Source organism: Enterococcus sp. LJL120, from assembly GCF_054871765.1.
The window spans coordinates 267,798-294,091 of sequence record NZ_JBTXLV010000004.1 but is presented as its reverse complement, the minus strand read 5'-3'; the positions used below and the strand labels follow the sequence as shown (position 1 = coordinate 294,091).

The 26,294-nt window shown below is 41.6% G+C and carries 21 protein-coding genes; 20 read left to right on the top strand and 1 reads right to left on the bottom strand.

What is annotated here, in order from left to right; translation table 11 throughout:
- Positions 1 to 92: 92 nt before the first annotated feature.
- From ACYSNU_RS08805 to ACYSNU_RS08730, 16 genes are all read left to right on the top strand, one after another.
- Positions 93 to 4,445 (top strand): PolC-type DNA polymerase III, encoded by a 4,353-nt coding sequence (locus ACYSNU_RS08805; protein ID WP_461736825.1) that lies wholly within the window; start codon positions 93 to 95, stop codon positions 4,443 to 4,445.
- A 347-nt stretch (positions 4,446 to 4,792) separates the two neighbouring features.
- On the top strand, positions 4,793 to 5,266 hold the full coding sequence (gene rimP / locus ACYSNU_RS08800) for a ribosome maturation factor RimP (protein ID WP_461736824.1): 474 nt from the start codon (positions 4,793 to 4,795) through the stop codon (positions 5,264 to 5,266).
- Positions 5,267 to 5,286: 20 nt separating this feature from the next.
- Positions 5,287 to 6,516 carry a transcription termination factor NusA gene (nusA, locus tag ACYSNU_RS08795; RefSeq protein WP_265459160.1) on the top strand — a complete coding sequence of 410 codons (1,230 nt, stop codon included), beginning with the start codon at positions 5,287 to 5,289 and terminating at the stop codon, positions 6,514 to 6,516.
- Between the two features lie 27 nt (positions 6,517 to 6,543).
- The gene (gene rnpM, locus ACYSNU_RS08790; protein ID WP_265459161.1) at positions 6,544 to 6,837 is read left to right on the top strand and encodes an RNase P modulator RnpM; all 294 of its coding nucleotides are present in this window, start codon (positions 6,544 to 6,546) and stop codon (positions 6,835 to 6,837) included.
- A complete protein-coding gene (locus tag ACYSNU_RS08785) occupies positions 6,827 to 7,135 on the top strand; it encodes a YlxQ-related RNA-binding protein (RefSeq protein ID WP_461736822.1) in 309 nt (102 codons plus the stop codon). The genes rnpM and ACYSNU_RS08785 overlap by 11 nt, the downstream gene beginning before the upstream one ends.
- A gap of 13 nt (positions 7,136 to 7,148) precedes the next feature.
- Positions 7,149 to 10,055, top strand: a complete 2,907-nt coding sequence (infB, locus tag ACYSNU_RS08780) for a translation initiation factor IF-2 (RefSeq protein ID WP_461736820.1) — start codon at positions 7,149 to 7,151, stop codon at positions 10,053 to 10,055.
- A gap of 28 nt (positions 10,056 to 10,083) precedes the next feature.
- A complete protein-coding gene (gene rbfA / locus ACYSNU_RS08775; protein ID WP_265459163.1) occupies positions 10,084 to 10,434 on the top strand; it encodes a 30S ribosome-binding factor RbfA in 351 nt (116 codons plus the stop codon).
- 106 nt (positions 10,435 to 10,540) lie between these two features.
- On the top strand, positions 10,541 to 11,491 hold the full coding sequence (locus ACYSNU_RS08770; RefSeq protein WP_461736818.1) for a cation diffusion facilitator family transporter: 951 nt from the start codon (positions 10,541 to 10,543) through the stop codon (positions 11,489 to 11,491).
- Between the two features lie 121 nt (positions 11,492 to 11,612).
- A complete protein-coding gene (truB, locus tag ACYSNU_RS08765) occupies positions 11,613 to 12,551 on the top strand; it encodes a tRNA pseudouridine(55) synthase TruB (protein WP_461736816.1) in 939 nt (312 codons plus the stop codon).
- A gap of 13 nt (positions 12,552 to 12,564) precedes the next feature.
- Positions 12,565 to 13,500, top strand: a complete 936-nt coding sequence (ribF, locus tag ACYSNU_RS08760) for a riboflavin biosynthesis protein RibF (protein WP_461736814.1) — start codon at positions 12,565 to 12,567, stop codon at positions 13,498 to 13,500.
- Between the two features lie 151 nt (positions 13,501 to 13,651).
- Positions 13,652 to 14,209: a GNAT family N-acetyltransferase gene (locus tag ACYSNU_RS08755; protein WP_461736812.1), complete on the top strand. Its 558-nt coding sequence runs from the start codon at positions 13,652 to 13,654 to the stop codon at positions 14,207 to 14,209.
- Positions 14,196 to 15,254 carry a S66 family peptidase gene (locus ACYSNU_RS08750; protein ID WP_461736810.1) on the top strand — a complete coding sequence of 353 codons (1,059 nt, stop codon included), beginning with the start codon at positions 14,196 to 14,198 and terminating at the stop codon, positions 15,252 to 15,254. The genes ACYSNU_RS08755 and ACYSNU_RS08750 overlap by 14 nt, the downstream gene beginning before the upstream one ends.
- 141 nt (positions 15,255 to 15,395) lie before the next feature.
- Positions 15,396 to 16,268 carry a cation diffusion facilitator family transporter gene (locus ACYSNU_RS08745; RefSeq protein WP_461736808.1) on the top strand — a complete coding sequence of 291 codons (873 nt, stop codon included), beginning with the start codon at positions 15,396 to 15,398 and terminating at the stop codon, positions 16,266 to 16,268.
- A gap of 307 nt (positions 16,269 to 16,575) precedes the next feature.
- A complete protein-coding gene (locus ACYSNU_RS08740) occupies positions 16,576 to 18,528 on the top strand; it encodes an efflux RND transporter periplasmic adaptor subunit (RefSeq protein ID WP_461736806.1) in 1,953 nt (650 codons plus the stop codon).
- Positions 18,529 to 19,212: an ABC transporter ATP-binding protein gene (locus tag ACYSNU_RS08735; RefSeq protein ID WP_461736805.1), complete on the top strand. Its 684-nt coding sequence runs from the start codon at positions 18,529 to 18,531 to the stop codon at positions 19,210 to 19,212.
- Positions 19,209 to 20,408, top strand: coding sequence for an ABC transporter permease (locus tag ACYSNU_RS08730; protein ID WP_461736803.1), 1,200 nt, complete (start codon positions 19,209 to 19,211; stop codon positions 20,406 to 20,408). Before ACYSNU_RS08735 ends, ACYSNU_RS08730 begins: the two co-directional genes overlap by 4 nt.
- Positions 20,409 to 20,622: 214 nt before the next feature.
- On the opposite strand, the gene ACYSNU_RS08725 is transcribed toward ACYSNU_RS08730, so the two are convergent.
- A complete protein-coding gene (locus tag ACYSNU_RS08725; RefSeq protein WP_461736802.1) occupies positions 20,623 to 21,003 on the bottom strand; it encodes a hypothetical protein in 381 nt (126 codons plus the stop codon).
- Between the two features lie 185 nt (positions 21,004 to 21,188).
- Here ACYSNU_RS08725 and ACYSNU_RS08720 point away from each other — a divergent pair, with 185 nt between their 5' ends.
- From ACYSNU_RS08720 to ACYSNU_RS08705, 4 genes are read left to right on the top strand one after another with little or no spacing between them, the layout of a single operon-like run.
- Positions 21,189 to 22,130: an AAA family ATPase gene (locus ACYSNU_RS08720; RefSeq protein WP_461736800.1), complete on the top strand. Its 942-nt coding sequence runs from the start codon at positions 21,189 to 21,191 to the stop codon at positions 22,128 to 22,130.
- 1 nt (position 22,131) lies between these two features.
- Positions 22,132 to 23,181, top strand: coding sequence for a DUF58 domain-containing protein (locus tag ACYSNU_RS08715; protein WP_461736799.1), 1,050 nt, complete (start codon positions 22,132 to 22,134; stop codon positions 23,179 to 23,181).
- Complete coding sequence (locus ACYSNU_RS08710) at positions 23,174 to 25,345, top strand: DUF4129 domain-containing transglutaminase family protein (protein WP_461736798.1); 2,172 nt, start codon at positions 23,174 to 23,176, stop codon at positions 25,343 to 25,345. Before ACYSNU_RS08715 ends, ACYSNU_RS08710 begins: the two co-directional genes overlap by 8 nt.
- Positions 25,346 to 25,358: 13 nt before the next feature.
- On the top strand, positions 25,359 to 26,243 hold the full coding sequence (locus ACYSNU_RS08705; protein WP_461736797.1) for a LysR family transcriptional regulator: 885 nt from the start codon (positions 25,359 to 25,361) through the stop codon (positions 26,241 to 26,243).
- Positions 26,244 to 26,294: the final 51 nt, after the last annotated feature.

The following is a 26,294-nucleotide window of genomic DNA, read 5'->3' as shown; positions in this document are numbered from 1 at the left end:
TGTCTCAAAAATCAGCAAGAGTTTTTAATGAAAAAAACGACTAAAAAGGGTATACTGATAAGTACTGAATTTCAGATGAGAGAGGGATTATTTTGTCAGAAAAACGTGAATTATTTGAAAAATTATTAGGACAAATGCAATTGGATGCTGCAACCTTAGCGGAGCCGCTAATCGCTGCTGGTGAAATCGAAAGTGTTGTTGTCCATAAAAAATCCCGCCTGTGGGAATTTACCCTCCGCTTTCCTGCTATTTTGCCGGTGGCCCTCTATCAAAACCTGCAAACCAATTTAGCTTTAGCTTTTCAAGATATTGCGGCAACAACTTTTACAATTGTTGCTGATGATGCAAATTATACAGAAGAACTGCTGCAGGCTTATTGGCCTCTGGCATTGGCGGCCCAAGAAATTGACAGCCAACTGGCCAAAAAAGTTGTCTGTAATCAGCTGCCGGTTATTCAAGACAAAAAAATTATTTTGCCGATTGAAGCTGTGGCGGTTGTTGATTATTTGAAACAGCAATATTTCCCTAAAGTTCAACAACAATATGAAAATTTTGGCTTTCAGAAATTCCAAATTATTCCTCAGATTGACGAAGAACAAGCTCAAAGAGTGCAGAGTTTATTTGAAGAACGCCAACGGGAACAACAGGAAATTTTCCAGCAGCAAGCAGCTGAGAGCCTGGCCAATCACGAAGAAAAACGTAAAGAACAAAAATCTAAGGTTGCCGAGTTGTCTGGACCAATCCAATTGGGTCGTAATATTCCAAGTGATGAAGTTGTGACGCCGATGGTGAATATCCAAGAAGAAGAACGACGAGTGACTGTCGAAGGCTTAATCTTCGATAAAGAAGTTCGCGAGCTGCGTTCAAAACGGAAAATGCTTTTAATTAAAGTGACCGATTATACATCTTCCTTTAGTATTAAAAAGTTTTCCAACAACGAAAAAGATGAACAAGTTTTTGATGCTATCAGTGTCGGCAGTTGGGTCAAAGTGCGGGGGAGTATTCAAGAAGATAGCTTTATGAAGGACTTGGTGATGAACGGTCAAGACTTAATTGAAGTCAAACACGCTCCCCGAAAAGATTATGCCCCTGAAGACGAAAAAAGAGTCGAGCTGCATTTACACAGTAATATGAGCACGATGGATGCTACCAATAGTGTCAAGGACTTAGTTGCTCAAGCTGGAAAATGGGGCCATAAAGCAATTGCCATTACTGACCATGCTGGAGCACAGGCTTTTCCTGATGCCCACGCCGCTGGTAAAAAAGCGGGCGTTAAAATTTTATATGGAGTGGAAGCCAATGTTGTTGATGACGGTGTGCCAATTGCCTACAACGATGCTCATGTAAATTTAAGCGATGCTACTTATGTTGTCTTTGACGTGGAAACCACGGGACTTTCTGCGGTTTATGATACGATTATTGAGCTAGCCGCAGTAAAAATGCACAAAGGCAATGTTTTAGAAACCTTTGAGCAATTTATCGATCCCGGTCATCCGCTTTCCCAAACGACGATTAATCTAACTGGGATTACCGATGAGATGGTGAGAGGGTCAAAATCAGAAGAAGAAGTGCTGCGGCTCTTTATGGAATTTTCGAAAGATACGATTTTAGTGGCCCACAACGCCTCCTTTGATATGGGTTTTTTAAATACGAGCTATGGCAAATACGAGATTCCCGAAGCTGAAAATCCGGTTATTGACACGCTGGAACTGGCCCGCTATTTGTATCCTGATTTTAAACGTTTTGGACTTGGCGTCCTATCAAAAAAATTCGGGGTTAATTTAGAACAGCATCACCGAGCTGTCTATGATGCGGAGGCAACCGGACATCTAGCGTGGATTTTTGTTAAAGAAGCGATGGAAAATCATGAAATGTTTTTCCACGACCAATTAAACGAACATATCGGCGAAGGGGATTCCTATAAGCGGGCTCGACCTTTTCATGCGACAATCCTTGCTAAAACGCAGGCAGGTTTAAAAAATCTTTTTAAATTGATTTCGATGTCAAACGTCAATTATTTTGAACGGGTTCCCCGGATTCCCCGTTCCCAATTAAATAAACTGCGAGGAGGTTTATTAGTTGGCTCCGCCTGTGACAAAGGCGAAATTTTTGAAGCGATGATGCAAAAAGGGATTGAAGAGGCCAAGAGCCGGGCAAAATTTTATGATTACATTGAAATTATGCCAAAGCCCGTCTACGCACCATTACTCGAACAAGAAATGATTAAGTCAGAAAAAGATTTAGAAGAAATTCTCAGCAATCTGATTAGAATTGCTGATGAGCTGGATAAACCCGTGGTGGCGACCGGTAACGTTCATTATCTCGATCCAGAGGATGCTATTTATCGCAAGGTCCTAATAAATTCAATGGGGGGCGCCAATCCATTGAATCGCCACAGTCTACCGCAAGTTCATTTTAGAACGACGGATGAAATGTTGTCCGAATTTCAATTTTTAGGCGCTGAATTAGCGAAAAAAGTTGTCGTGGAGACTCCAAATCAGATTGCTGAGATGTGTGACGAAGTAATTCCGGTTAAAGATGATTTGTATACACCAAAAATTCCCGGCTCAGAAGAGGAAATTACGAATTTAAGTTATAACCGAGCGAAGGAACTTTATGGCGATCCCCTGCCGGAGATTGTTGAAAAGCGTTTGAAAAAAGAATTGGATTCAATTATCGGCAACGGCTTTTCGGTAATTTATCTAATTTCGCAAAAATTGGTGCATAAGAGTATGGAAGACGGCTACTTAGTTGGGTCACGGGGCTCAGTTGGGTCAAGCTTTGTGGCAACGATGACCGGAATTACAGAGGTCAATCCATTAGCCCCTCACTATCATTGTCCTAATTGTCAATACTCAGAATTTTTTGAAGATGGAACATATGGCTCTGGTTTTGATATGCCGGAGAAAAATTGTCCGAATTGTGGACACCGCCTCTTTAAAGACGGTCACGATATTCCCTTTGAAACGTTTTTAGGTTTCCACGGGGATAAAGTCCCCGATATCGATTTAAACTTTTCTGGTGAATATCAAGCTGAGGCCCATAATTATACGAAGGTTTTGTTTGGTGAAGAATATGTTTTCCGGGCAGGAACCATCGGCACGGTTGCGGATAAAACAGCTTATGGCTTTGTTCGAGGTTATGAGCGGGACAATAATTTGCATTTGCGCAACGCTGAGATTGACCGCTTATCAAAAGGCGCAACCGGAGTTAAGCGGACAACTGGGCAGCATCCGGGGGGGATTATTGTTATCCCCGATTACATGGATGTCTATGATTTTACGCCGATTCAATTTCCAGCCGATGACCAAAATGCCGAATGGAAAACGACCCATTTTGATTTCCATTCAATTCACGATAATGTTTTGAAGTTGGATATTCTCGGACACGATGATCCGACCGTGATTCGGATGCTCCAAGATTTATCCGGCATCGATCCGAAAACTATTCCCACCGACGATCCTGAGGTTATGCGGATTTTTGCTGGACCGGATGTTTTGAATGTAGCCAGTGAACAAATTTTTTCAAAAACTGGTACGTTGGGAATTCCTGAATTCGGGACGCGTTTTGTTCGGGGCATGTTAGAGGAAACCCATCCGTCAACATTTGCTGAGCTATTACAAATTTCTGGACTTTCCCACGGTACCGATGTTTGGTTGGGGAATGCGGAAGAATTAATTCGCCGAGGAGATGCCACACTGGCCGAAGTAATTGGCTGTCGGGATGATATCATGGTCTATTTGATTCATGCCGGTTTAGATGACGGCATGGCCTTCAAAATTATGGAAACTGTGCGTAAAGGTCTCTGGAATAAAATTGATGATGAGGTGCGCGATACCTATCTTAAAGCAATGCGGGAAAATAATGTTCCGGAATGGTACATTGATTCTTGTTCAAAAATTAAATACATGTTCCCGAAAGCCCATGCGGCGGCCTATGTATTGATGGCGTTGCGGGTGGCGTATTATAAAGTTTATTTCCCAATTCTTTATTATTGTGCCTATTTTTCTGTGCGGGCAGATGATTTTGATTTAGTAGCGATGGCTAAAGGCAAAGAGGCTGTTAAGGCCCGCATGAAGGAAATCAATGAAAAAGGTTTAGATGCCTCCACGAAAGAAAAAAATCTGTTAACGGTTTTAGAAATCTGTAATGAAATGCTGGAGCGGGGCTATCAGTTTGGTATGATTGATTTGTATAAATCAGACGCCGAAAATTTTGTAATTGATGGCGATACCTTGATTGCGCCATTTAGAGCTGTGCCAAGTTTAGGCGCCAACGTGGCGAAGCAAATTGTTGCCGCTCGTGAGGAGCAAGCCTTCTTATCTAAAGAAGATTTGGCCAATCGCGGAAAAGTTTCCAAAACTTTAATCGAGTACATGAACGATAATGGAGTTTTAAAAGATTTACCAGATGAAAATCAATTGTCCTTGTTTGATATGCTGTAAGTTTGGTTTTTGAAAAACGTGAAATAAAATGTTTAACTGTGGCCTCAAGCTTTAGCTGCTTAGCCTAAGTCTTGAGGCTACTGATTTGAGGCTATTTAATATGAAGCTCTGCAACATTTTCCTATTTTTAAATGGCAGATAATTTTAATCCTGCAAGCACTTAGCAAAGCAGCTTTCATTAATTTTGAGGTTTTTCTAATGAAAAAGGGTGTAATTACGGTAAAAACTTGAAAATACATGAAAACCATGTTATATTATCTGTGGTAATGATACTTAGTCGAGTGAGGGATTTTTTCCCTCACTCTTTTTAATGGATTGAGTAACCCAAGTTGAAGGAGGCTGTGCAGTTGAGTAGCGTTGTGGAAACAGTAACTGATTTAGTGTTACCAATTGTTGAAGAACAACATTTTGAATTAGTTGAAGTTGAATTTGTAAAAGAAGGAAAAAATTGGTTTTTAAGGGTCTATATTGACAAAGACGGCGGCATTGATATCGAGGAATGTGTCTTTGTCAGTGAGCAGCTAAGTGAAAAATTAGACGCCTTGGATCCCGATCCAATCCCCCAAGCCTATTATTTAGAAGTATCATCTCCCGGTGCGGAACGTCCATTGAAAAAAGAAGCTGACTATCAAAAAGCTGTTGGGAATTTTATCCATGTGAATCTCTATCAAGCAATCGATGGCAACAAACAAATAGAAGGAACTCTAATGTCCCTTGATGAAGGCCAGCTGATTTTGAGTGTGCCAATTAAAACCCGCAAAAAAGAATTGACAATTGATCGAAAGAATATTGCCAAAGCTCGTTTAGCAATTCAATTTTAGATCGGTGGAGGAAAAATAAAATGAGCAAAGAAATGTTAAATGCCTTAGACGCTTTAGAAGCAGAAAAAGGAATCAGCAAAGAGATTGTCGTGGAAGCCTTGGAAGCAGCGTTAGTTTCTGCCTATAAGCGCCATTACGGTCAATCGCAAAATGTTGAAGTCGAATTCAACATGAAAAAAGGCGATATTCATGTTTATTCTGTTAAAGAAGTGACAGAAGAAGTGATGGACTCGCAATTAGAAGTTTCTTTAGAAGAAGCCATCAAGATTAACGCCGCTTATGAATTAGGCGATAAAATCCGTTTTGAAGTCACGCCAAAGGATTTCGGTCGGATTGCTGCTCAAACGGCAAAGCAAGTTATTTTGCAACGGGTGAGAGAAGCAGAACGGACGATTATTTATAATGAGTTCAGTGCCTATGAAAAAGATATTATGCAGGGGATTGTTGAACGGCAAGACCACCGTTATATCTATGTCAATTTAGGTAAGATTGAAGCTGTTTTGTCTAAACAAGATCAAATGCCGAATGAATTTTATCAAGCCCATGATCGGATTAAAGTCTACGTTTCAAAAGTGGAAAATACTTCAAAAGGCCCGCAAGTCTTTGTCAGCCGCAGCCATCCAGATTTATTGCGTCGCTTGTTTGAACAAGAAGTACCAGAGGTTTATGATGGAACTGTCGAAATTGTCAGCATTGCTAGAGAAGCCGGCGATCGTTCAAAAATTGCGGTGCGCTCAAATGATCCTAACATTGATCCAGTTGGTACTTGTGTAGGGCCAAAAGGTCAACGGGTGCAAGCGATTGTCAACGAATTAAAAGGCGAAAACATGGATATTGTTGAGTGGGACGAGGATGCGGCAGTCTTTATTGCCAACTCTTTAAATCCAGCGCAAGTCATTGACGTTATTTTCGATGAAGAAAATCCGAAAGCTTGTACAGTTGTTGTGCCGGACCATCAATTGTCTTTGGCAATTGGTAAACGGGGCCAAAATGCTCGTTTAGCGGCTAAATTGACAAGCCACAAAATTGATATTAAATCTGAAACAGATATGGCAGATTTCTATGCAGAACTAGATGCAGAAGAATATGCCGATGAAGCTGTTGCAGAAGAAATTTATGACGATGAAGTTCTTTCTGGCGCGGATCAATTAGAAATTGATCCAGAAGAAACGTTTGTGGAAACAGAAGCGGCAACTGAGGATGATGCAGTCGAAGTCGTTGAAGAAATTATTAACGAAGAAGACGAATAGCTTTACTTAAAAAAGGAGGCGAGCCAGATGAAACAACGGAAAATTCCTTTAAGAAAATCAGTCGTCTCCGGTGAAATGAAACCGAAGAAGGAACTGATTCGCATTACCCGTTCCAAAGAAGGACAAGTTTCAATTGATCCTAGTGGAAAATTACCCGGCCGTGGCGCTTATGTGGCGATTGAGCCCGCAGAAGTTCAACAGGCTTGGGATAAACATATTCTTGATCGCGTCTTAGAGACGACTCTCGACGATGCCTTTTATCAAGAACTATTAGATTATGTGAGTCATCAAAAAGCAAGGAGAGAATTGTTTGGCAACTAATCAACAAGCGATTTTAAACCTCCTGGGCATTGCGATGCGTGCGGGAAAACTGGTGACAGGTGAAGAATTGGCGGTCAAAGCCATTCAAAAAGGCCAAGCAAAATTTGTTTTTGTAGCGGCCGATGCCAGTCAAAATACCATGAAGAAAATTAAAGACAAAAGTCTATACTACCAAGTTCTTGTGAATGATACATTTGACATGCTGACTCTCAGCAGCGCAATTGGCCGTAAGCGGTCAGTAATTGTCGTGGCTGACGAGGGGTTTGCCAAAAAATTTACAGAGCTAATCAAAGGTTAGGGAAGGTGATTGCATGGGGAAAAAAAGAATTTATGAACTTGCAAAAGAAATAGACAAAAGCAGTAAGGAAATAGTTGATAAGGCCAAGAGCTTAGGGATGGATGTGCAAAACCACATGAGTTCAATCTCAGAAGGTGATGAAGGAAAACTGAAATCAGCTTTGAGCACAACAAAAGCGCCAGCTGCACCGAAAGCAGCAACCGCACCAAAAGCACCAGCCCAAGCAACTACTAATCAAGATGCAAAACCAGCGAATCCCACAAACCCGCAAAGTCAAGGCGAAAAGAAAAAAATGAGAGGTCGTAGTTCTCTGAATAATCCAAATTTTGTTAATCGCAACCAACCAAAACCAGGAGCAGCTGGACAACAAGGCAATCAAAACCGCAATCAAGGCAACCGCGGCAATGATCAACGCTCTGGTCAAGGCAATACCAATAATAATCAAGGCGGTCAGCGTCAAAATCAAGGACAACGCCCGCAAAATAATCAAAACCGGACGGATGCGAATCAAAATCGCAACAACCAAAACCGGGGTCAAAATCCAAATCAAAACCGCAACAACCAAAATCGTGGCCAAGGTAATAATCCCCGCCAACAAGATCGCAATCCTAAAGTATTGCATGGCGGTGGCGCAAGTGCCTCAAGAATTGGTCAAGATAAATTAGCGGCAACCAAAGCAGCGATGAATGAAATCGCCAATGAAAAACCACAAATGCGTCAAAATAATCAAAATCGCAATCAAAGTCAAAGTCAAAACCGTAATCAACAAGGCGGCAACCGGCCGACTAATCCTAATCGGCCAACTGGCAATAATACTGGTGGCAATCGCCCAACCGGCAATGCCCAAGGCGGACAAACGCAACAACGTCCACAAAATCAAAACAGCAATCAAAACCGCCCGACCAATACTCGTCCAGCTGCACAACAGCCAGCTGCCGATGCAACACGGCAAGAAAATAAAAAACCGGAACGGACTAAAGTATTTACTAAGGCTGATGCGGCTCCGGCTAACCAAAGAAATCGTGGCAAAGGCAATAATTATCGTGAAGGCGGCTTTGGCAACAACCAAAATCGCAATCGCAATAAAAAGGGCAAGAAGGGCAGGCAGCAACAAAATACGACGCCTAAAGCACCAATGCCACAACGTAAGTTCAGAGAATTACCAGAGGTGTTGGAATACACTGAAGGCATGAACGTAGCTGATATCGCTAAAAAAATCCATCGGGAGCCAGCGGAAATTATCAAAAAATTATTCCTGCTGGGTGTGATGGTCAATCAAAACCAAAGCTTAGATAAAGATACGATTGAATTATTAGCGACTGATTACGGTATGGAATCAGAAGAAAAAATTACTGTCGATATCGCTGACATTGATAAATTCTTCGAACCAGAAGAAGTTAACGAAGAAAAATTAGTGCCACGACCACCAGTTGTCACAATCATGGGTCACGTTGACCATGGTAAAACAACGTTACTAGATACCTTGCGTCATTCTCGAGTAACTAGTGGTGAAGCCGGCGGGATTACCCAACATATCGGGGCCTATCAAATTGAAATTGACGGCAAACCAATCACTTTCTTGGATACACCAGGACACGCGGCCTTCACTAGCATGCGGGCTCGTGGTGCCAGCATCACCGACATTACGATTTTAGTTGTCGCTGCTGATGACGGTGTAATGCCGCAAACTGTTGAGGCAATCAACCATGCCAAAGCTGCGAAGGTGCCAATTATCGTTGCTGTCAATAAAATTGATAAACCAGGAGCGAACCCACAACATGTGATGCAGGAATTAAGTGAACATGAATTAATTCCAGAAGCTTGGGGTGGTGACACTATCTTTGTTGAGATTTCAGCGAAGTTTGGTCAAAATATTGAAGAATTGTTGGAAATGATTTTACTAGTTGCTGAAGTGGAAGACTTGAAAGCTGATCCAACACAAAGAGCAATCGGAACAGTTATTGAAGCTCGTTTAGATAAAGGTAAAGGGCCAGTTGCAACATTATTGGTGCAAAACGGAACTTTAAACGTCGGCGACCCAATCGTTGTCGGCAATACCTTTGGTCGTGTGCGGGTGATGGCAAATGATTTAGGCCGCCGCGATAAAACAGCGGGACCAGCAACACCAGTTGAAATCACTGGTCTCAGTGATGTACCGCAGGCCGGCGATCGCTTCGTAGTCTTTGAAGACGAAAAATCTGCCAGAGCAGCTGGTGAAGAAAGAGCGAAACGAGCATTGCTAGAACAAAGGGCGATTACTTCTCGGGTTACTTTAGACAACTTGTTTGAAAGCTTGAAGGAAGGCGAACTGAAAGAAGTGAACGTCATCATCAAAGCTGACGTGCAAGGTTCTGCAGAAGCTTTAGCAGCTTCACTACAAAAAATTGATGTCGAAGGCGTTCGTGTTAAAATCGTTCACTCGGCAGTTGGTGCCATCAACGAAAGTGATGTTACGTTAGCTGCGGCAAGTAATGCGATTATTATCGGCTTTAATGTGCGGCCGACACCACAAGCTCGTCAACAAGCGGAAGCAGAAGAAGTGGATATTCGTTTACACCGGATTATCTATAAAGCAATCGAAGAAATTGAAACAGCAATGAAGGGTATGTTAGACCCTGAATTTGAAGAAAAAATTACCGGTCAAATGATTGTCCGGGAATTATACAAAGTTTCAAAAGTTGGAACGATTGCCGGCTGTTACGTGACAGAAGGCTTGATTCAACGGGATAGCGGTGTTCGGGTAATCCGTGACGGTATCGTTATTCTTGAAGGTAAATTAGCCAGCTTGAAACGCTTTAAAGATGACGTTAAAGAAGTTCGCATGGGTTATGAATGCGGTGCGATGATTGAAAGCTTCAACGACTTGAAAGTTGATGACATCATCGAAGGCTTTGTTATGGAAGAAATCAAAAAAGACTAAATGAAAAAATTTAAAGGAGGCCGTTCTGATGGCTAACTATCGTGATCGCAGAGTCGGTCAAGAAATTTTAAAAGAAGTCAATCAAATTTTACGCAAAAAAGTGCGCGATCCCCGGGTGCAAGACGTGAACATTACCGATGTTCACGTTACCGGTGATTTACAGCAGGCGACAATTTATTACAGTGTCTTGTCTGACTTAGCTTCAGACCAAGAAAAAGCTGCTGAAGGCTTGGAAAAAGCGAAGGGCTTAATTCGCCGGGAGCTTGGCCATGCCTTAAGTTTGTATAAAACGCCCGAATTAATTTTTGAAGTGGATCAGTCGGTTAAATACGGCAATCACATTGATGAATTATTACGCAACTTGAATAAAGAAGATTAAGATTGATACAAGGCCGGCTGGAAAAGCAATTTCCAGCCGGCTTTTTCTTTTATAAAGGAGGCTCTGCTTTGCTTTTCCCAGCAAACTTTTCTATAATAAATTGTTGATGAAAGAAGGAATCTATTTGGAAGCAAAATCACAGGGGATGACGGCGGTCTTAGCCGCTTTAGCTGCTAACATTTTAGTGGCCATCAGTAAATTTGTCGGCTATATTTTCAGTGGTAGTGCTGCAATGTTGAACGAAAGCATTCACAGTGTGGTGGACTGCGCCAATCAAATCTTATTGCTCTTTGGCGATAAAATAGCCAAGCGAGGTCAAAGCACCTTGCACCAATTTGGGGAAGGTCGCGCAAAATATTTTTTCAGTACCCTAGTTGCGACGATGCTCTTTTTTGGTGGTGGCGCTCTCGGTGTGATGGAGGCCCTGGAAAAGATTTTTCATCCTAGTCATGAAGTTGAAAGTCTTTGGCTAGTGATGGGAATTTTAATCTTTGGTATGTTAGTTGAAGGTAGTTCACTACGAGTAGCTATTAAAGAAATTAATGAGTTAAACACTGAGAAGCTGCCATTGTTTAAGTACCTGCACGAATCCCGCCACAGTGAGGTTTTAATTATTTTCACTGAAGATTTTTGTGCGATAATCGGTCTCTGCTTAGCCTTTGTCGGCACGGTGTTAACGGCAATCACCGGCAATGCAATTTTTGATGCAGTTAGCGGATTGTTGATTGGCTTATTGTTGATGGGTGCGGCAATTTTCTTAGCTAAAGAATTTTATAGTTTATTAATTGGCGAAAGTGTTACAGAACAGGATTTAATTAAAATCCGGCAAGCCTTTCAACGGCCGGAAATTGCGCATCTTTTGGATATTAAAACCGTTCACCTGAGTGCAGATGAAATTATGATTGCTGCTAAAATTGATATTATTCACGATTTAGAAGGAGAAGGCTATTTAATTATCAATGAGATTGAAAGAACTATCCGGGAAGCCTTACCAGATAAAAAATGTTATATCTATATTGAAACTGATGAGTTTGATCCGAATTATCAAAAGCATTAAAAGCATCCATTGCTTCGACAGCAGAAACTGCCGGACCAATGGATCTTGTGTTATAATGTTTAGGTTGGTTTACAATAAACAATCTAAAAAACGAGAAATTTTTAAATAGCGGAGGAACTTCATGGAAGGAATTTTACCTTTGTGGAAGGAACGAGGCATGACGAGTCATGACTGCGTTTTTAAATTGCGTAAAATTTTACAGACAAAAAAAGTCGGTCACGGCGGCACCTTAGATCCTGATGTAGACGGCGTTCTGCCGATTTGTGTCGGGAAAGGCACTAAGGTTATTGAATACCTGACAGATTCCGGCAAAACCTATGAAGGAGCCATTACATTAGGTTTTTCGACAACGACTGAAGATGCCAGTGGTGAATTGGTGGCTGCTGAAAAATTAGGTCAACCTTTTTCTAAAGCAGAAATTGATCAGGCAATGGCAGCCTTTGTTGGTGAAATTACCCAAATTCCGCCAATGTATTCGGCAGTCAAAGTCAATGGCAAACGCTTATATGAATATGCCCGCAATGGAGAAACTATCGAACGACCTGAACGCAAAGCACTGATTGAAAGCTTTGAGCGAACTAGCGAGCCTTTTTTTGATGAGGTTGCTGGGACGCAAACTTGGCGCTTTAAAGTGGTGTGCGGTAAAGGCACTTATGTTAGAACTTTAGCTGTTGATACGGGAAAAAAATTAGGTGTACCCGCCCACATGTCGGATTTAACCCGCATAGCCAGCGGTGGCTTTACGAAAGAGCAGGCTTTAACTTTAGCACAGGTGCAAGAGTTGGTCAGCGAAAATCAGCTTGCAGCGATTTTTTTACCAATCGAAGCTGCCGTTAGCCAGTTTCCCCGTGTCGATTTATCGGATGAATTGTGGGAACAAGTAAAAAATGGTGTTCCGCAAACAAAAAAAGACTTTCACATTCCGTCAGAGTACCATGAGGAAGTCGCTGTTTTTTACCGAGAAAAATTAGTCAGCATTTATAAAGAACATCCCAGCAAAGCATTTTTATTAAAACCAAGCAAAGTGATTCGCAATCAACTCAGCGAAATTATTGAATAAAGGACTGTCAATTATGGAAATTATTAAAATTCGTCACCCCTATCAACCAGAACAAATTCCTCAAGCTGATGTTGTCTTAGTCTTAGGTTTTTTTGACGGCGTCCATCTAGGGCACCAAGCTGTTATCAATGAAGGCCGCAGATTGGCTGATCAGCACCAACTAAAATTGGCTCTCATGACATTCAATCAGCATCCGTCAATTGTTTTTCAAAAAATTGAAGCCGAGTCAATGAAATACTTGACCAGTAGCGAACAAAAAGAAAGACTGATGGAGAACTTAGGCGTCGATTATCTTTATGAAATTGAATTTACTTCAGCCTTTGCCAGCTTGAAGCCACAAGACTTTGTCGATCAATATATTGTTGGCCTCCACGCAAAATATGCGGTTTCCGGCTTTGATTATACCTATGGGCCAAAAGATATTGCCGATGTGCAACATTTGCCGCTGTATGCAAAAGGTCGCTTTGAAGTTGTGACTATCGGCAAGCAGGAAAAAGATGGTGCGAAAGTCAGCTCAACTCGCATTCGGGAAATGCTGGACCAAGGGGATATGGAGGAAGTTACTCGCCTCTTAGGATATATCTATGAAATTGACGGCACTGTGATGCACGGGGATGCTCGTGGCCGTGAGCTTGGTTTTCCAACTGCCAATATTAAATTGCGCAGTTCGGTCCGTTTACCTAAAGAAGGTGTTTATGTCTGCGAGCTACGTATCGGTGATACATGGTATCCGGCTATGGGTTCAATCGGCCATAACGATACCTTTGGCGCCGGCCGGGGCTTGACAGTGGAAATTTATATTTTAGATTTCCATCAAGATATTTACGGCGAACAAGTTTCCGTCCGTTGGAATCATTTTATTCGCGACCAAGTGGCCTTTAATGGAGCTGACGCTTTAATCACACAATTAAAGCAGGACGAATTAACCACTGCCAATTATTTTAAATAGACAATCAGCAGAGCCGAGGTGATGAGGATTGATTTGCAATTAAGTCTTGGCTTACTTGCAAATCAGCTTTGTCAATTACCTCCTTCTGCTGATTTTTTGTTTGTTTTTGAAGTTGGGAATGGTACGCTTAATAGAAAAAAAGGAGAACCCCATGTTTACGATAAGAATTGATAATGAGCTTGCTTTAAAGTTTCCTGATAAAAGTGATGCTGCCGCTTTGTTTGCCGTAGTTGAAGAAGACCGGCAAGAGTTGGGTCGCTGGATGCCTTGGGTTGCTGAAACTAAAACAGCAGCCGATGAAGAAAACTATTTGAAAATGTCTGCAAAAAAGATGATTGATGGCGAACTGTGGCTGGCGATTATTTTGGTGAATAATCAACCAGTGGGGACTATTGATATCCATGGAATTGATTTGGTCAATCGCCAAGGGGAAATTGGCTACTGGCTTAGTCAAAAGGAGCAAAATCGCGGCATCGTCAGTCGAGCTTTGAATAAGGTCTGCGAGATTGCTTTTACAGAATTGCAGTTACATCGTTTAGGGCTTATCACAGAAGCTGGCAATTTGAAAAGTCAAAGGGTCGCTGAAAAAAATGGCTTTGAATTGGAAGGAACTCTGAGAGGATTTATAAAAAACGAAACAGGCTTTGTCGATGCTCAATTGTTTTCAAAAATAAATTCTTTAGCGGTGACGGTAGATGCGGATGCGTAAACCTCAGCGCTTAAAACAGGGGGATAGAATTGCAATTGTCAGCTTGTCCTTTGGCATTTTAGGTGAACCAGAAGCAGCTCAGCGGGTTGCAATTGCGACTAAACGTTTAAAACAATTTGGTTTAGAACCGATTTTTATGGAGCACGCTCTTAAAGGAATTGACTTTATTCAAGCTCACCCTGAAAAGCGGGCTGCGGATTTAAAGGCAGCCTTTGCAGATTCTTCTATTAAAGGGATAATTTGTGCCATCGGGGGTGAAGATACCTTTCGAACGATTCCTTATCTGCTGGCGGATTCTGAATTTAAAGAGTTAGTTGCCAATCAACCTAAGATTTTTTGCGGCTATTCAGATAGTACAATTAATCATTTGATGTTTTACAAATTAGGTCTACAGACGTTTTATGGTCCGAGTTTTCTGAATGACTTAGGGGAAGAGACGAAGGAAATGCTGCCTTATACAAAAAGGTATTTTAAAAACTTTCTAGGTGATTTTCCTGAAATCAAAATGATTGAACCAAGCCCAGTCTGGTATCAGGAGACCGATTCTCAATTGATAGAGCAAGCTGATGCAAAAGGCTTTGAGTTGTTACAAGGGACAAAAAGTTTTTCTGGTAAGCTGTTAGGCGGCTGTTTGGACAGCTTAGCCGATTTAATCACAGGCGCCAATCATGTCGAAGAAGCAGTTGTTAATCAAACTTATCAGCTTTTTCCAGAGCTGAGTGAGTGGCAGGGGAAAATTTTATTTATCGAGACTGCTGCGGGTCAGCCGAATCCTCAAATGTTTGCCGAGAAATTGCAGGTACTTAAGGATTACGGTCTGTTTCAAGTAATTGCGGGGGTGATTGTCGGTAAGCCAGCAAATGAAATTTTTTACGAAGAGTATCACGCAAGTTTGAAAAAAATTGTGGCAAATTCGAAGCTGTCGATTGTGACCAATGTCAACTTTGGTCATTGCGCACCTCGCTGTGTTTTGCCATACGGGTTAGCGGTAACTGTCGATATAGAAACGCAGAAAATTAGTTTTGTTGAAGAGGTGTTTCAATAAAAACAGGTTTCCCAAAATTTTAATTTTAGGATGCCCAAAAAAAAATTTCTGAAAGCCAAAATGATTATATTTTTCAAATTTTCAACACTTGTTTCCAAAAAAGTAATACACTCGTAAAAGTTACTTTTTTGGAGGGATTAGATGATTGAAGAACGCTCACGGGAATTAAGACAAGCTGAGAAGGGTGCGATTATCAGTATTATCGCTTATATCTTGGTCTCGATTGTCAAACTGGCAGTTGGAAATTTAGCAAATTCGGAGGCCTTACGAGCTGATGGTTTAAATAATGTGACAGATATTATTGCCTCGGTGGCGGTTTTAATCGGTTTGCGCTTGGCCCAAAAACCAGCGGATGAAGAACATCGCTATGGCCATTGGAAGGCAGAAAATGTTGCTAGTCTAGTCACCTCGTTCATTATGCTGATGGTCGGGCTCGAGGTTTTTTATTCCTCCATCACTAATTTAATTTCTGGTAACACACAAGCGCCAGACTTGGTGGCGGCAATTGTCGGTGTCGTCTCGGCTGCCTTTATGTACGGAGTTTATTTTTATAATAAAAAGCTCTCACAAAAAGTTAATAGCTCAGCTCTTTTGGCAGCGGCTAAGGATAATCGCAGTGATGCTTGGACAAGTATTGCAACAGCTGTGGCCGTGTTAGCCGCAACTTTTAATTTAGGCTGGATTGACAGCTTAGCGGCTGTTGGGGTGGCGGTCTTAATTTTAAAAACGGCCTTTGATATCTTTAAAGATAGTGTCTTTTCCTTATCTGATGGTTTTGATCAAACCTTGCTGACGGATTATACCGAGCGAATTGAAAATATTCCTGGGATTGAAGAAGTTTTAAATATTCGTGGCCGGTCTTATGGAGCCAATATTTTCTTAGATATTGTCGTGGCGATGGACCCGCAGATGACAGTGGCCCGCAGTCATCAAATCACGGATGAAATTGAAGAGATGCTGCGGCTAAACTGTGGTGTTTTTGATACGGACATTCACGTGGAGCCTTCAGAATAAAAAACATATTTGTCGTTGAACTTGCTGGTTAGCGGGCAGACTATTAGAAATCAGCATTGACATTTTTTGACAGCCTACTGCTCTAGCAAGTTTTTTGAAAAATTCTAGCAACAATTAAAATAAGCAAAGAAGAAATTGAATTTATTTTATGAAGATAAATTTTTTATAAAAAGCAGCCGGCATTCTTTCAAAAAAATGTTTATGGCTGCTTTATTTTGTTGAAATTTTTCAGGAAAGATTGTTTTTTTAGAATAAAATGATAGGCTATAGGAGAGGGTTTGGAAAAAGCGTTTATTGGAGGAGAAAAATGAATCATTCAGAAAAGGTAGAAAGATTTTTTAAGAAGACTAAAACTTGGAATATGGTGCTGTTGATTATTGTTGGCCTTGGTGTAATTATGGGAATTGCCAATATACCAACAACTTTAAATCCCCAAATGGCAGATATAAGCAATCTGCCGGAGGAAACTATAGCAATCAGTGAACAATTATTTGCTTTTCAAGATAGTCTTGTGGTGAAAGCTTATGCCATCATAACTTTATTAATCGATATTGCAGTGGTTGTGCTGCTGTTTAAAAATAATCGTAATTTAAATCAAGAAAAACTGCCATATACCATTCCATATTATTTGCAGTTTGTGTTGGTAGTGGTAAATGTCATCTATACATTGGTTTTAACTCCGCAAATTGATTTGGGAGATCCCAGCTTGAGTGGGGTCAGCAGTCTGTTGAGTGTTTTCTCAGCAATTGGTGTTGTCATTGGGTCTTTATTTGTGATTGTCCCTGCCTTGATGGCCTTATTAAATTTGCGCAAAGTCAAAAGGGCAATTTTAGAAGCAGATATCTCTCGAGCTGAGCTGGAGGCTGAAAAAATTGTAGAGGAACTAGTAGTAGCTGTCGCAGCAGAAGAATTAAATGAGGAACTGAAAGCAGACGCCGATAAAACAGAAATTGTAGCAGAGGCAAAGGCCGAGGTTAAAGCTGACGAGAAAGCGCCAGAACTAGCAGCTAAGGCTAAAGCAGCGAACTCTTTAACTAAAACTAGCGGAACTCGCAAAAAAGAGCCCCGTTTTTCGAAAAAGCAAAAAATAATTTTTGGTGTTTTGGGGGGAGTGGCTGCTGTTGTATTACTTGTCGGTGGAATGATGGCTTTTCTGGCTTCCCAAAATAACGAAGCTTCAGCATTACCAAGTTACACTACGGCCGAGGTGACAATGGCTGACCCGTTAACCTTTAATGGAACTGTCGAGGCTGAGCAAACTAGCGATGTTTATTTAGATGCAACGAAAGGTCGGATCAGTGAAATTTTAGTGGCGAATGGTCAAGAAGTTGCCGCGGGAACACCAATCCTTTCTTATCAAAGTGACGAAGTAGCAGAGCAAGTAAAAACGGCTGAACAGCAATTAAGCACTTTAAATTTACAAGCAACAAATGCTTCTGCTAGTCTGCAGAGTGCGCAAACACGAAAAAATGAGCTGCAGGCTGATTTAACGACAGCCCGCAATCGTTTCAATGGGGCTGATGCGAATTCCCTTGAAGGCCAGGCGACTCGCCAAGAACAACAGGCTTTGATTGATCAATACACGCAATCGATAACCGCTCAAGATGATGTTATTCAACAAGCGCAACAAGCAGTTGACGCTGCCAATTTAGAAGTCAGCAATGCTAACAGTAACGTCGAAGATTTGCGCAGTCGTGTAGCAACACAAGTCACTGCTGATATTGACGGCATTGCGATTGTCAATGAAGAAGGTCAAATCAGTGCCACCGTACCTGTGATTCAAGTTGTCAGCAAAGCAACGGTGATTAAGACAACCGTATCAGAATATGATTATCATCGGATCGTTGTTGGCAGAACAGTGACTGCTCGCGCTGTCAGCAGCGACCAATCGGTTAATGGCACAATTACCCAAGTTAATTTATTACCTGATGCAGCAGCGGCAGCCGCAGCGACGGGAACAACTACGACGACAGCCAATTATACTTTCACTGTGAAACCAGAAAGTGATTTACAATATGGCTACAGCTGTCAAGTGACGTTACCGTTAGAAGAATTACGCATTCCCGCTTCAGCAGTTGTCACAGAAGGAGAAATGCAATTTGCTTATCAAGTTGTAGACGATCAGGCAGTCAAAACAGCCATCACAGCAGAAGATCAATCCGGTGTGACTGTGGTTCGGGAAGGACTAGAGCAGGGCGCCGAAATTATCACCAATCCAGATGACCAGCTAACGGATGGTCTGGAAGTGATGGTGAATTAAATGATTGATTTGATCAATGTAAATAAATATTATAAAACCGACGAGGAAACGCTCCACGTTTTAAAAGATATTAATCTACATGTTAATGCCGGTGAGATGATGGCGATTATGGGGCCTTCTGGTTCCGGAAAATCGACGCTAATTAATTTATTAGGTTTTATTGACCGGAAATTTGAAGGGGAGTATTTGTTTGAAGGGCAATCGTTGCTCTCATCTTCTGATGATGTTTTGTCAAAAGTTCGCAATCAGACAGTCGGCTTTGTTTTCCAAAATTTTAGCTTAATTGAAAATAATACCGTTTTTGAAAATGTCGAGTTGCCGCTTTTATACAATGGTTACGGATTGCATCAGACAAAGGAAAAAGTTTTGGCGGCTTTAGATAAAGTCGGCTTAAAAAATAAAGCCGACAAGCATCCCAAACAACTTTCTGGTGGGCAACAACAGCGGGTAGCAATTGCGCGGGCGCTGATTAATCAGCCGAAGTTTATTATTGCCGATGAACCGACGGGGGCTTTAGATACCCACACCTCAGCGGATATTATGAATTTATTTGTAGAATTAAATAAACAAGAAGGTTCCACCATTATTTTAGTCACCCACGATCCGGAACTGGTACCTTATTGCGATCGATTAATCAGCATTCGTGATGGTGCGATTATCGAGGATAAGGAGCTGATTCGATGAAATTTTACGTGAATTGGCGGACTGCCACCAAAGCGATTTTTAAAAATCGCAAACGCAGTATTTTGACGATGTTCGGAATTATTATCGGGATTGCAGCGGTTATTGCTATTTTAGCAATTGGTCGGGGCTTTGAACGGGACACGATTCGCAGCCTGCAGGGCAATGATTCCGATCAGGTGACGATTCAAGTCAATTTTACTGCGACGGATGAAAGTATTTATAACAGTAATCTGAGCTTTTTTAACGACCAAGATCTCTCTTTGATTGATAGTGTGGAGGGGGTCGCGTCGGCAAAATTTCCTGAGCCGGATTATTCAATGATGCAACAAAATTTAATGATTCAAAATGAAAGCCAGTATAAAATGATTTCCTTAACGGAGGACAGCAGCCGGCCAGTCGAATTTGGCCGCAGCTTAACAAGTGAAGATAATCAGATTCGCAATAAGGTGTTGGTTGTTGATTCGCAAACGGCTGAGGATTTATACGGCAGTGCTGAAAATGCCGTCAACGGTGGAGTTACGATTAACGGGCAAGTCTTTACAATTGTCGGAGTCTTTCAAGCGGCGGAAACTGAAAGCATGTTTTCAATGATGGAAACCAATTTAGAAATTCCCCAAAGCAGCTATTTGTATTATTTTCCAGAAAATACTGATGCTTATGCGGTAAATGTCATCTTAGAAGATGGAGCAACTCCGGGGACTGTCACGACAGATGTTATCAAGCGTTTGGAAGACAGCGGCACGATGCGACAATACGGCGACTATCAAGTTTTTGACACCGCCTTGTTGACCGATGGCGTTGGCCAAGTCTTGGGCACAATCACATTATTTATTTCTGCTGTCGCTGGTATTTCTCTGTTTATCGCCGGTGTCGGGGTTATGAATATGATGTATATTTCCGTCTCAGAACGGACCAAAGAAATTGGGATTCGCCGGGCTTTAGGGGCCACCAAAAAATCCATCCGGATGCAATTTTTACTGGAGGGGATGTCGCTAACCTTAGTCGGCGGGATTATCGGTTATATTATCGGAATTCTTTTAGCATATTTAATCGGCTCATTGGTGGGAGTTTCGGTTTCGGTCGATTTATTTACCGTCACTTTAGCAGTGGGCGTCTCCAGTGCCATCGGTTTAATTTTCTCTGTAATGCCGGCGTCAGAAGCGGCTCGCAAAGATTTGATTGATATCTTGCGTTAATTAAAAAAACTCTGGCAAACAATTTTTCAAAATACTTTGACACTTGCTAGAAGATAATTTTTATTCGTAATGAAAATTATGACATAAGCACTCTAGCAAAGTTAACTTATGAGCTTTCTGTCAATAAGTTATTGGTAGTATAAATTCAATAGAATCATGCAAACGGCTAGGCAGCTTATTTGTCTAGCCGTTTGTTTGTCCTTTGTTATTATTTTTAATTTATCTTAGCTAAAGTTTTGACGCTAATGCTGCCTGGATGGCTTTGAAAATAGCTGTAAATAAAATTTTTCAACAGGCGCTCGTTTGCCGCATTTTGATAATCCGGCAGAAAAACCACTTGGCGGATATGGACAAAATTACCGGCATAAAGCTGAAGTGTCACCGCTGCAATCACTTTTTGCTCTTCTACAAGGGCAAAGGTCTGATACTTGGCTTCCCGATAAAAGTTTATCGGCTGGTGGAGGAGTTGCTTTCTTAAAGCAATAGCGGCAAAAAATTCTTGACTGTGGGGCTGTGACATTGAAGGGCGGTAATCATTTGCATTCCTCCTCGCTAAATTGGTTTGTAGCTTAAAAAAATAATACAGAACTTCCATGAAGAAAATAATGGTCCGCCTGGTTTTTTCTATGAAGCTGCCTTAAGTTTTTCTAAAATTAAGCCGTTATCGCTAATTTAATAAAAAATTATCGTCGATTTTTAGTTTATTAGTTGACTTAGAGTGAGGTTCATCAAGTAAAATAGAAGAGAAGAACTAATTCTGGGAAAATAGGGGGCAATCAAATGGATGAACAGATTTTTGATAAAATTCAACAATTGATGAACGAAGTAGAGAAGGTGGTCTTTGGCAAGCGGGAAATTATTCAAATGACGGTAGCGGCTTTACTAGCTGGCGGCCATGTACTATTTGAAGATATACCTGGTGTTGGGAAAACGCAGTTGGTGAAGGCGTTGGCCAAGGCCGTTGAAAGCGATTATGCCAGAATTCAGTTTACTCCGGATTTATTGCCGAATGATATTTTAGGGGTTTCGATTTTTAATTCAGAAACCCATCAGTTTGAATTTCGTAAAGGCGCCATTTTTACTTCGATTTTATTAGCCGATGAAATCAACCGCACCACTCCTCGGACACAGGCGGCTCTCTTAGAAGCCATGTCTGAAGGCCATGTCACAATTGACAATCAAACCTATCCGTTAAGTCCCCACTTTTTTGTTTTAGCAACGCAAAATCCAATTGAATATGAAGGCACCTTCCCTTTGCCAGAAGCGCAATTGGATCGATTTTTATTTCGTTTACATATTGGCTATCCTGATTATGAGAACGAGCTGCAGCTATTGTTAGGGGAAAAGCAGCAGTCTGTCGATGATATCCGCCCGATTTTATCTAATCGAGCGTTGTCACAATTAAAAGAAACCGTTAAGCAAGTCTATATTGATGAGCAAGTTGCCCGTTATGCTCTTGATTTAGTTCGCAATAGTCGGCGCCACAATGCAGTGGAACTTGGGATAAGTCCCCGTGGGGCGATTGCTTTTATTCAAGGTGCCAAAGCCTTTGCCCTGACCCAAAGTAGAATGTTTGTGACACCAGCAGACTTGCAAAAAATTATGCCAGCGGTCTTCGGTCATCGGCTATTATTAAAAGGCGGGCTAGCCGCCAGCTCTGAAAAAAATGCTGAGGTGATGGAGCAAATTTTACAGCAGACAGCCGTTCCAGTGAGGCGCTAGTATGAAGTGGCTCAGGTTTTTCTTCAAACTGATTTTGACGCTGCTGCTTTTTGTTTTTTTGATTTTTTACGCAGCCGCCTTCAATACTCAAATCGGCTGGAGCCTGCTCTTTTTCTTTGGGCTATTGTTTCTGATTAATCTTTTGACGATTTTACCCTTACTCAGAAAAATTACTTTGACTAGCCATGATTCAGTTTACAGTTACCGACTTCGGCCTTTAAAAATGGAAGTGCTTATCGAAAAGACGGGCAGTCGTTTGCTACCTTTTGGAAAATTGTTTATCAATTTTCCTGAGTGGAGTGATCAAACCTGGCGGATAATCGGCTATCGAGGCAAAAGACAACAGCTTGAAGTCACCATTCAAGCGAAAGAACGGGGAGTCTATCATGAGCTACCCGTGAAAGTAACGGCGACTGATTTAGTTGAATTGTTCAGTAAAACACGACATATTCAAATGAAGCAAGAGTTGATTGTACTGCCGGAGGTCAAAGCAGAGGCGTACTTATTATTACGCAATTTTAAAACCAGCCAGAAGCTAAGTCTGATTGGCGAGAATAATTTTTCCATTAAAAGCTATCGGGATTATCGTCCTGGAGATCCTTTAAAAAATATTGATTGGAAGCTTTCCAGTAAAGAACGGACCCTGATTTATCGGGAACAGGAAATGGAGCGACCCAGTGAGGTGGTCTTAGTTTTTTGGGGCCAAGCAGCGGCTGACTTTGAAGAAAGCCTCAGCTGGTATTATTCGTTGCAAAAATTATTAGCGCAAAATACCAATTTCTACCAGATTATCGTCGGTCAGCAACTAAAAACTGGTACCTTAATTGAGACGGAAACATTTGCGACTATCAAGCCCTTCACTGAAACACCTGCGCTGCCCAAATTTAAAGGTAGCCAGGTCTTAATCATCACGTCGGTTCAGACGCCTGAATTAAATGCGTTTCTTCAGGAGAATCAACGGCGAAAAAAAATCCAAGTTTTAGATATTAAGCAAATTCAACAACTGACCGCAGCAGAATTACCAGAAAAAGGGGGCGAGGCCCGTGGTTAAATCCCGTTCCATCTTTGTCAACGGCGAAAAACTAAAAGCAGATGGCCTCTTGGCTTTTTTAGCCTATTTAAGTGTCGCTACTGCCTTCACGGTTTTTTTGCAGGCTTATTCCTTATCAGATAATTTTTTTGCTTTTACTTTTTTTGCAGTTGTTGCCGCTATGCTATTGCTGTTGAATAAAGTCTGGTTGAAATCTTTACTGGTACTGGCAGCCCTTTTTTTTGGCTATCATCATTTTTTTCCCTACAATCTGCCCCTTGGCATTACTTGGCTGATTCGTTTTAAAGATGGCCTTGACCAAGGCGTTGAACAGCTGATAAACTCTGGAGCTTACATTGGTGAAATTTTAGCGATGCTTTTATTGTTATTGCTTTCTATTTTGCTTTTAGTATTGTTCATTCATTTTAAAATCTTTTTCTTTGGCTACAGTCTGATGATTGGGTATCTTTTAATGACCAGTCTCTATCATCCCGGCTTGAATTTTACACTTCAGGCTTTGATTATTGCTAGCTGTGGCATTCTTTCCGTTTTTTTAAAGAATAATTATTGGCAAGGAAAATACAAATTAACGCTGCTGTTGACTGGCATTGGTCTAACTTTAGTTATCTTTTTAGTTGCTGAGTACCTGCCTTCAACGGGCATCCGCAATTCATTAATGCTGACGACTGCAAATTTTCGGACGCAGCTGAATGCTACGGGCTTTTATGATTTTGTCGGCAGTCAAGGAACTGCCAGTGTCTCCCGCATGGGCTTTAGTGAAGACGATAGCTCACTGGGGGGACCGTTATTAGATGACAATGCAGAAATTTTTACAGCTCGCCAAGCTAGCAGTCATTATTGGCGGGTTGAAAGCAAAGATTTTTACTCGGGAGCCGGTTGGTTTGCCACCGAGGCTGAAAATGCGACATATGTTGATCCCACCAATTTATCGGTAATCGATTATGATTATCAGCGGACATACGCTGAAGCGCAAACAATCGAGCTTTCGTATACAAGCCAAGCCAGTTATCTTGCTCTACCCTATGGTGCCAATACTATTGCGATATCCAATCCAGGGGCGGCGGCCTATGTTCAAGAAGAAATTCGGCGGGTGGATGTTCAAAATTTAGCAGCACCGATTGCCGCAACAATCAACTGGCAGGATTTTTCTTATGATGCCAGTGATTTAGAAAACGTTTATGTTCAAACGCCAACAGATACTGCAGTTGATTATCTGCAGTTGCCGGAAAATTTGCCGAGTCGTGTTGGCGAGTTAGCCACTCAAGTGACAACTGATGTCTACGGTTTATACAATCAAGTGCTGGCTGTGGAGGATTATTTAAAAAATTCCTCCACCTTCCGCTATTCAAAGGTCGATGCGGCAGTCATTGAAGAAGGTCAGGATTATGTCGACCAATTTCTTTTTGAAACACAGGTGGGCTACTGTGATAATTTTTCCAGTTCGATGGTTGTAATGCTGCGGACATTGGGGATTCCCGCCCGTTGGACCAAGGGCTTTGCGCCCGGCAGCCGCAGTCGTGATGGTGAAGAATATCTTTATACAGTAACCAATAATAATGCCCATTCCTGGGTGGAGGTTTATTTTTCCGGTTTCGGTTGGCTGCCTTTTGAACCGACGCCGAGTTTTAGTAATCCCGATCGGCCAACAATAACAGAAGAAGCAGAGACACCAGAAAGTTCTGCTGAAGCAACGCCTTCAGCTAGTTCTAGTAGCACGCAAGCAACAACTTCGACAACAAGTAGTCAAGTTAGTTCAGAAGAGTCAACGGAAGAGACAGCAGCGGCAAGCCAAAGAAATTATACTGATTTGGTTTATCTGGTAGCGGCTTTACTTTTGGCGTCACTTGCAGCCTTGATTATCAGTGTTAATTGGCTGCTAATTCGACTGCGTTTTGTTTTGAGTAAACCGCAGGCGCTGCTTGAAGGGTATCCATTAATTTTGAAAAAGGCTGAAAAAAAAGTTCCTCGTGAGCCTTCGGAAACGTTAATAGCTTATGCACAGCGTTTTGCTAAAGAAACGCAATTAACAGACTTTGCCGTTGTAACAGAAGCATACGAAGCAGCATTATATGGTAACGGAGTAGAAAAAACTTCGCCAGAGGTGCGGCAATTATTATGGCAAGTTGCCAAGAAGTTAACCTCCCCAAGAAAAAATAAAGAATAGCAGGTAAAGTATAATGGAGTTGAGAAGTTATCGGTATTTTTTAGCCATTGCTGAGCAGGGGAATATCTCTAAAGCGGCTAAAAATTTAAATATTACCCAACCGACCTTAAGCCGCCAACTAAAAGAGCTGGAAGAGGAATTAGGTGTTGAATTGTTTCAAAGGGAGCATAAGCAGCTTGTACTGACTGAGGCGGGGATTTTTTTACGGGAACGGGCCCAAGAAATAATCCAGTTGGCGGATAAAACGCAACAGGAATTTTTGGACCAACGGCAAACCCTCTTTAGTGGTAAAATTTCCATTGGCTGTGTTGAGGCGGATAACTCCGATACCTTGGCGTTGATGCTGGAGGAATTTGTGGAAGATTATCCGCAAGTCAGCTTTGAAATCTTTAGCAGTACCAGTGAAGAAATTATCGAGAAGTTGGATTTGGGTTTACTGGATGTCGCCATCTTAATCAACCCGGTTGCAACGGAAAAATATCACAGCACCCCTCTGCCTAGAAAAGAAGTTTGGGGGCTATTGGTGGAAGGGACAAGTTTTTTAGCTAGCAAAGAGACAATTACCCCAGAAGATTTAATTGGAGTGCCGCTGTTAGTCAGCCGCCGCAGTGAAGTTCAGGAAATGTTAGCCAATTGGGCACATACTAAGATTGATCAATTGAACATTAAAGGTGTCTATAATCTAATTTTTAATGTGATTGCCCTGGTTGAAAATCGAGTGGCCTCTGCGTTGGTGATTAAAGGTGCCACTAGCTATCACCATTCCAATGAGGTGAAATTTATTCCCTTGTCACCAAAAATTGAAACGGAATGTGTCTTCGTCTGGCGCAAGCATAAGGTGCAGGCACCAGTCGTCAAAGAATTTATTCAACGGATGAACTATGCTTTCAAAGCATAGTTCTTTTTTTATGAAGTATTAGACCAAATGAAGATAGGAGATTATCATAAA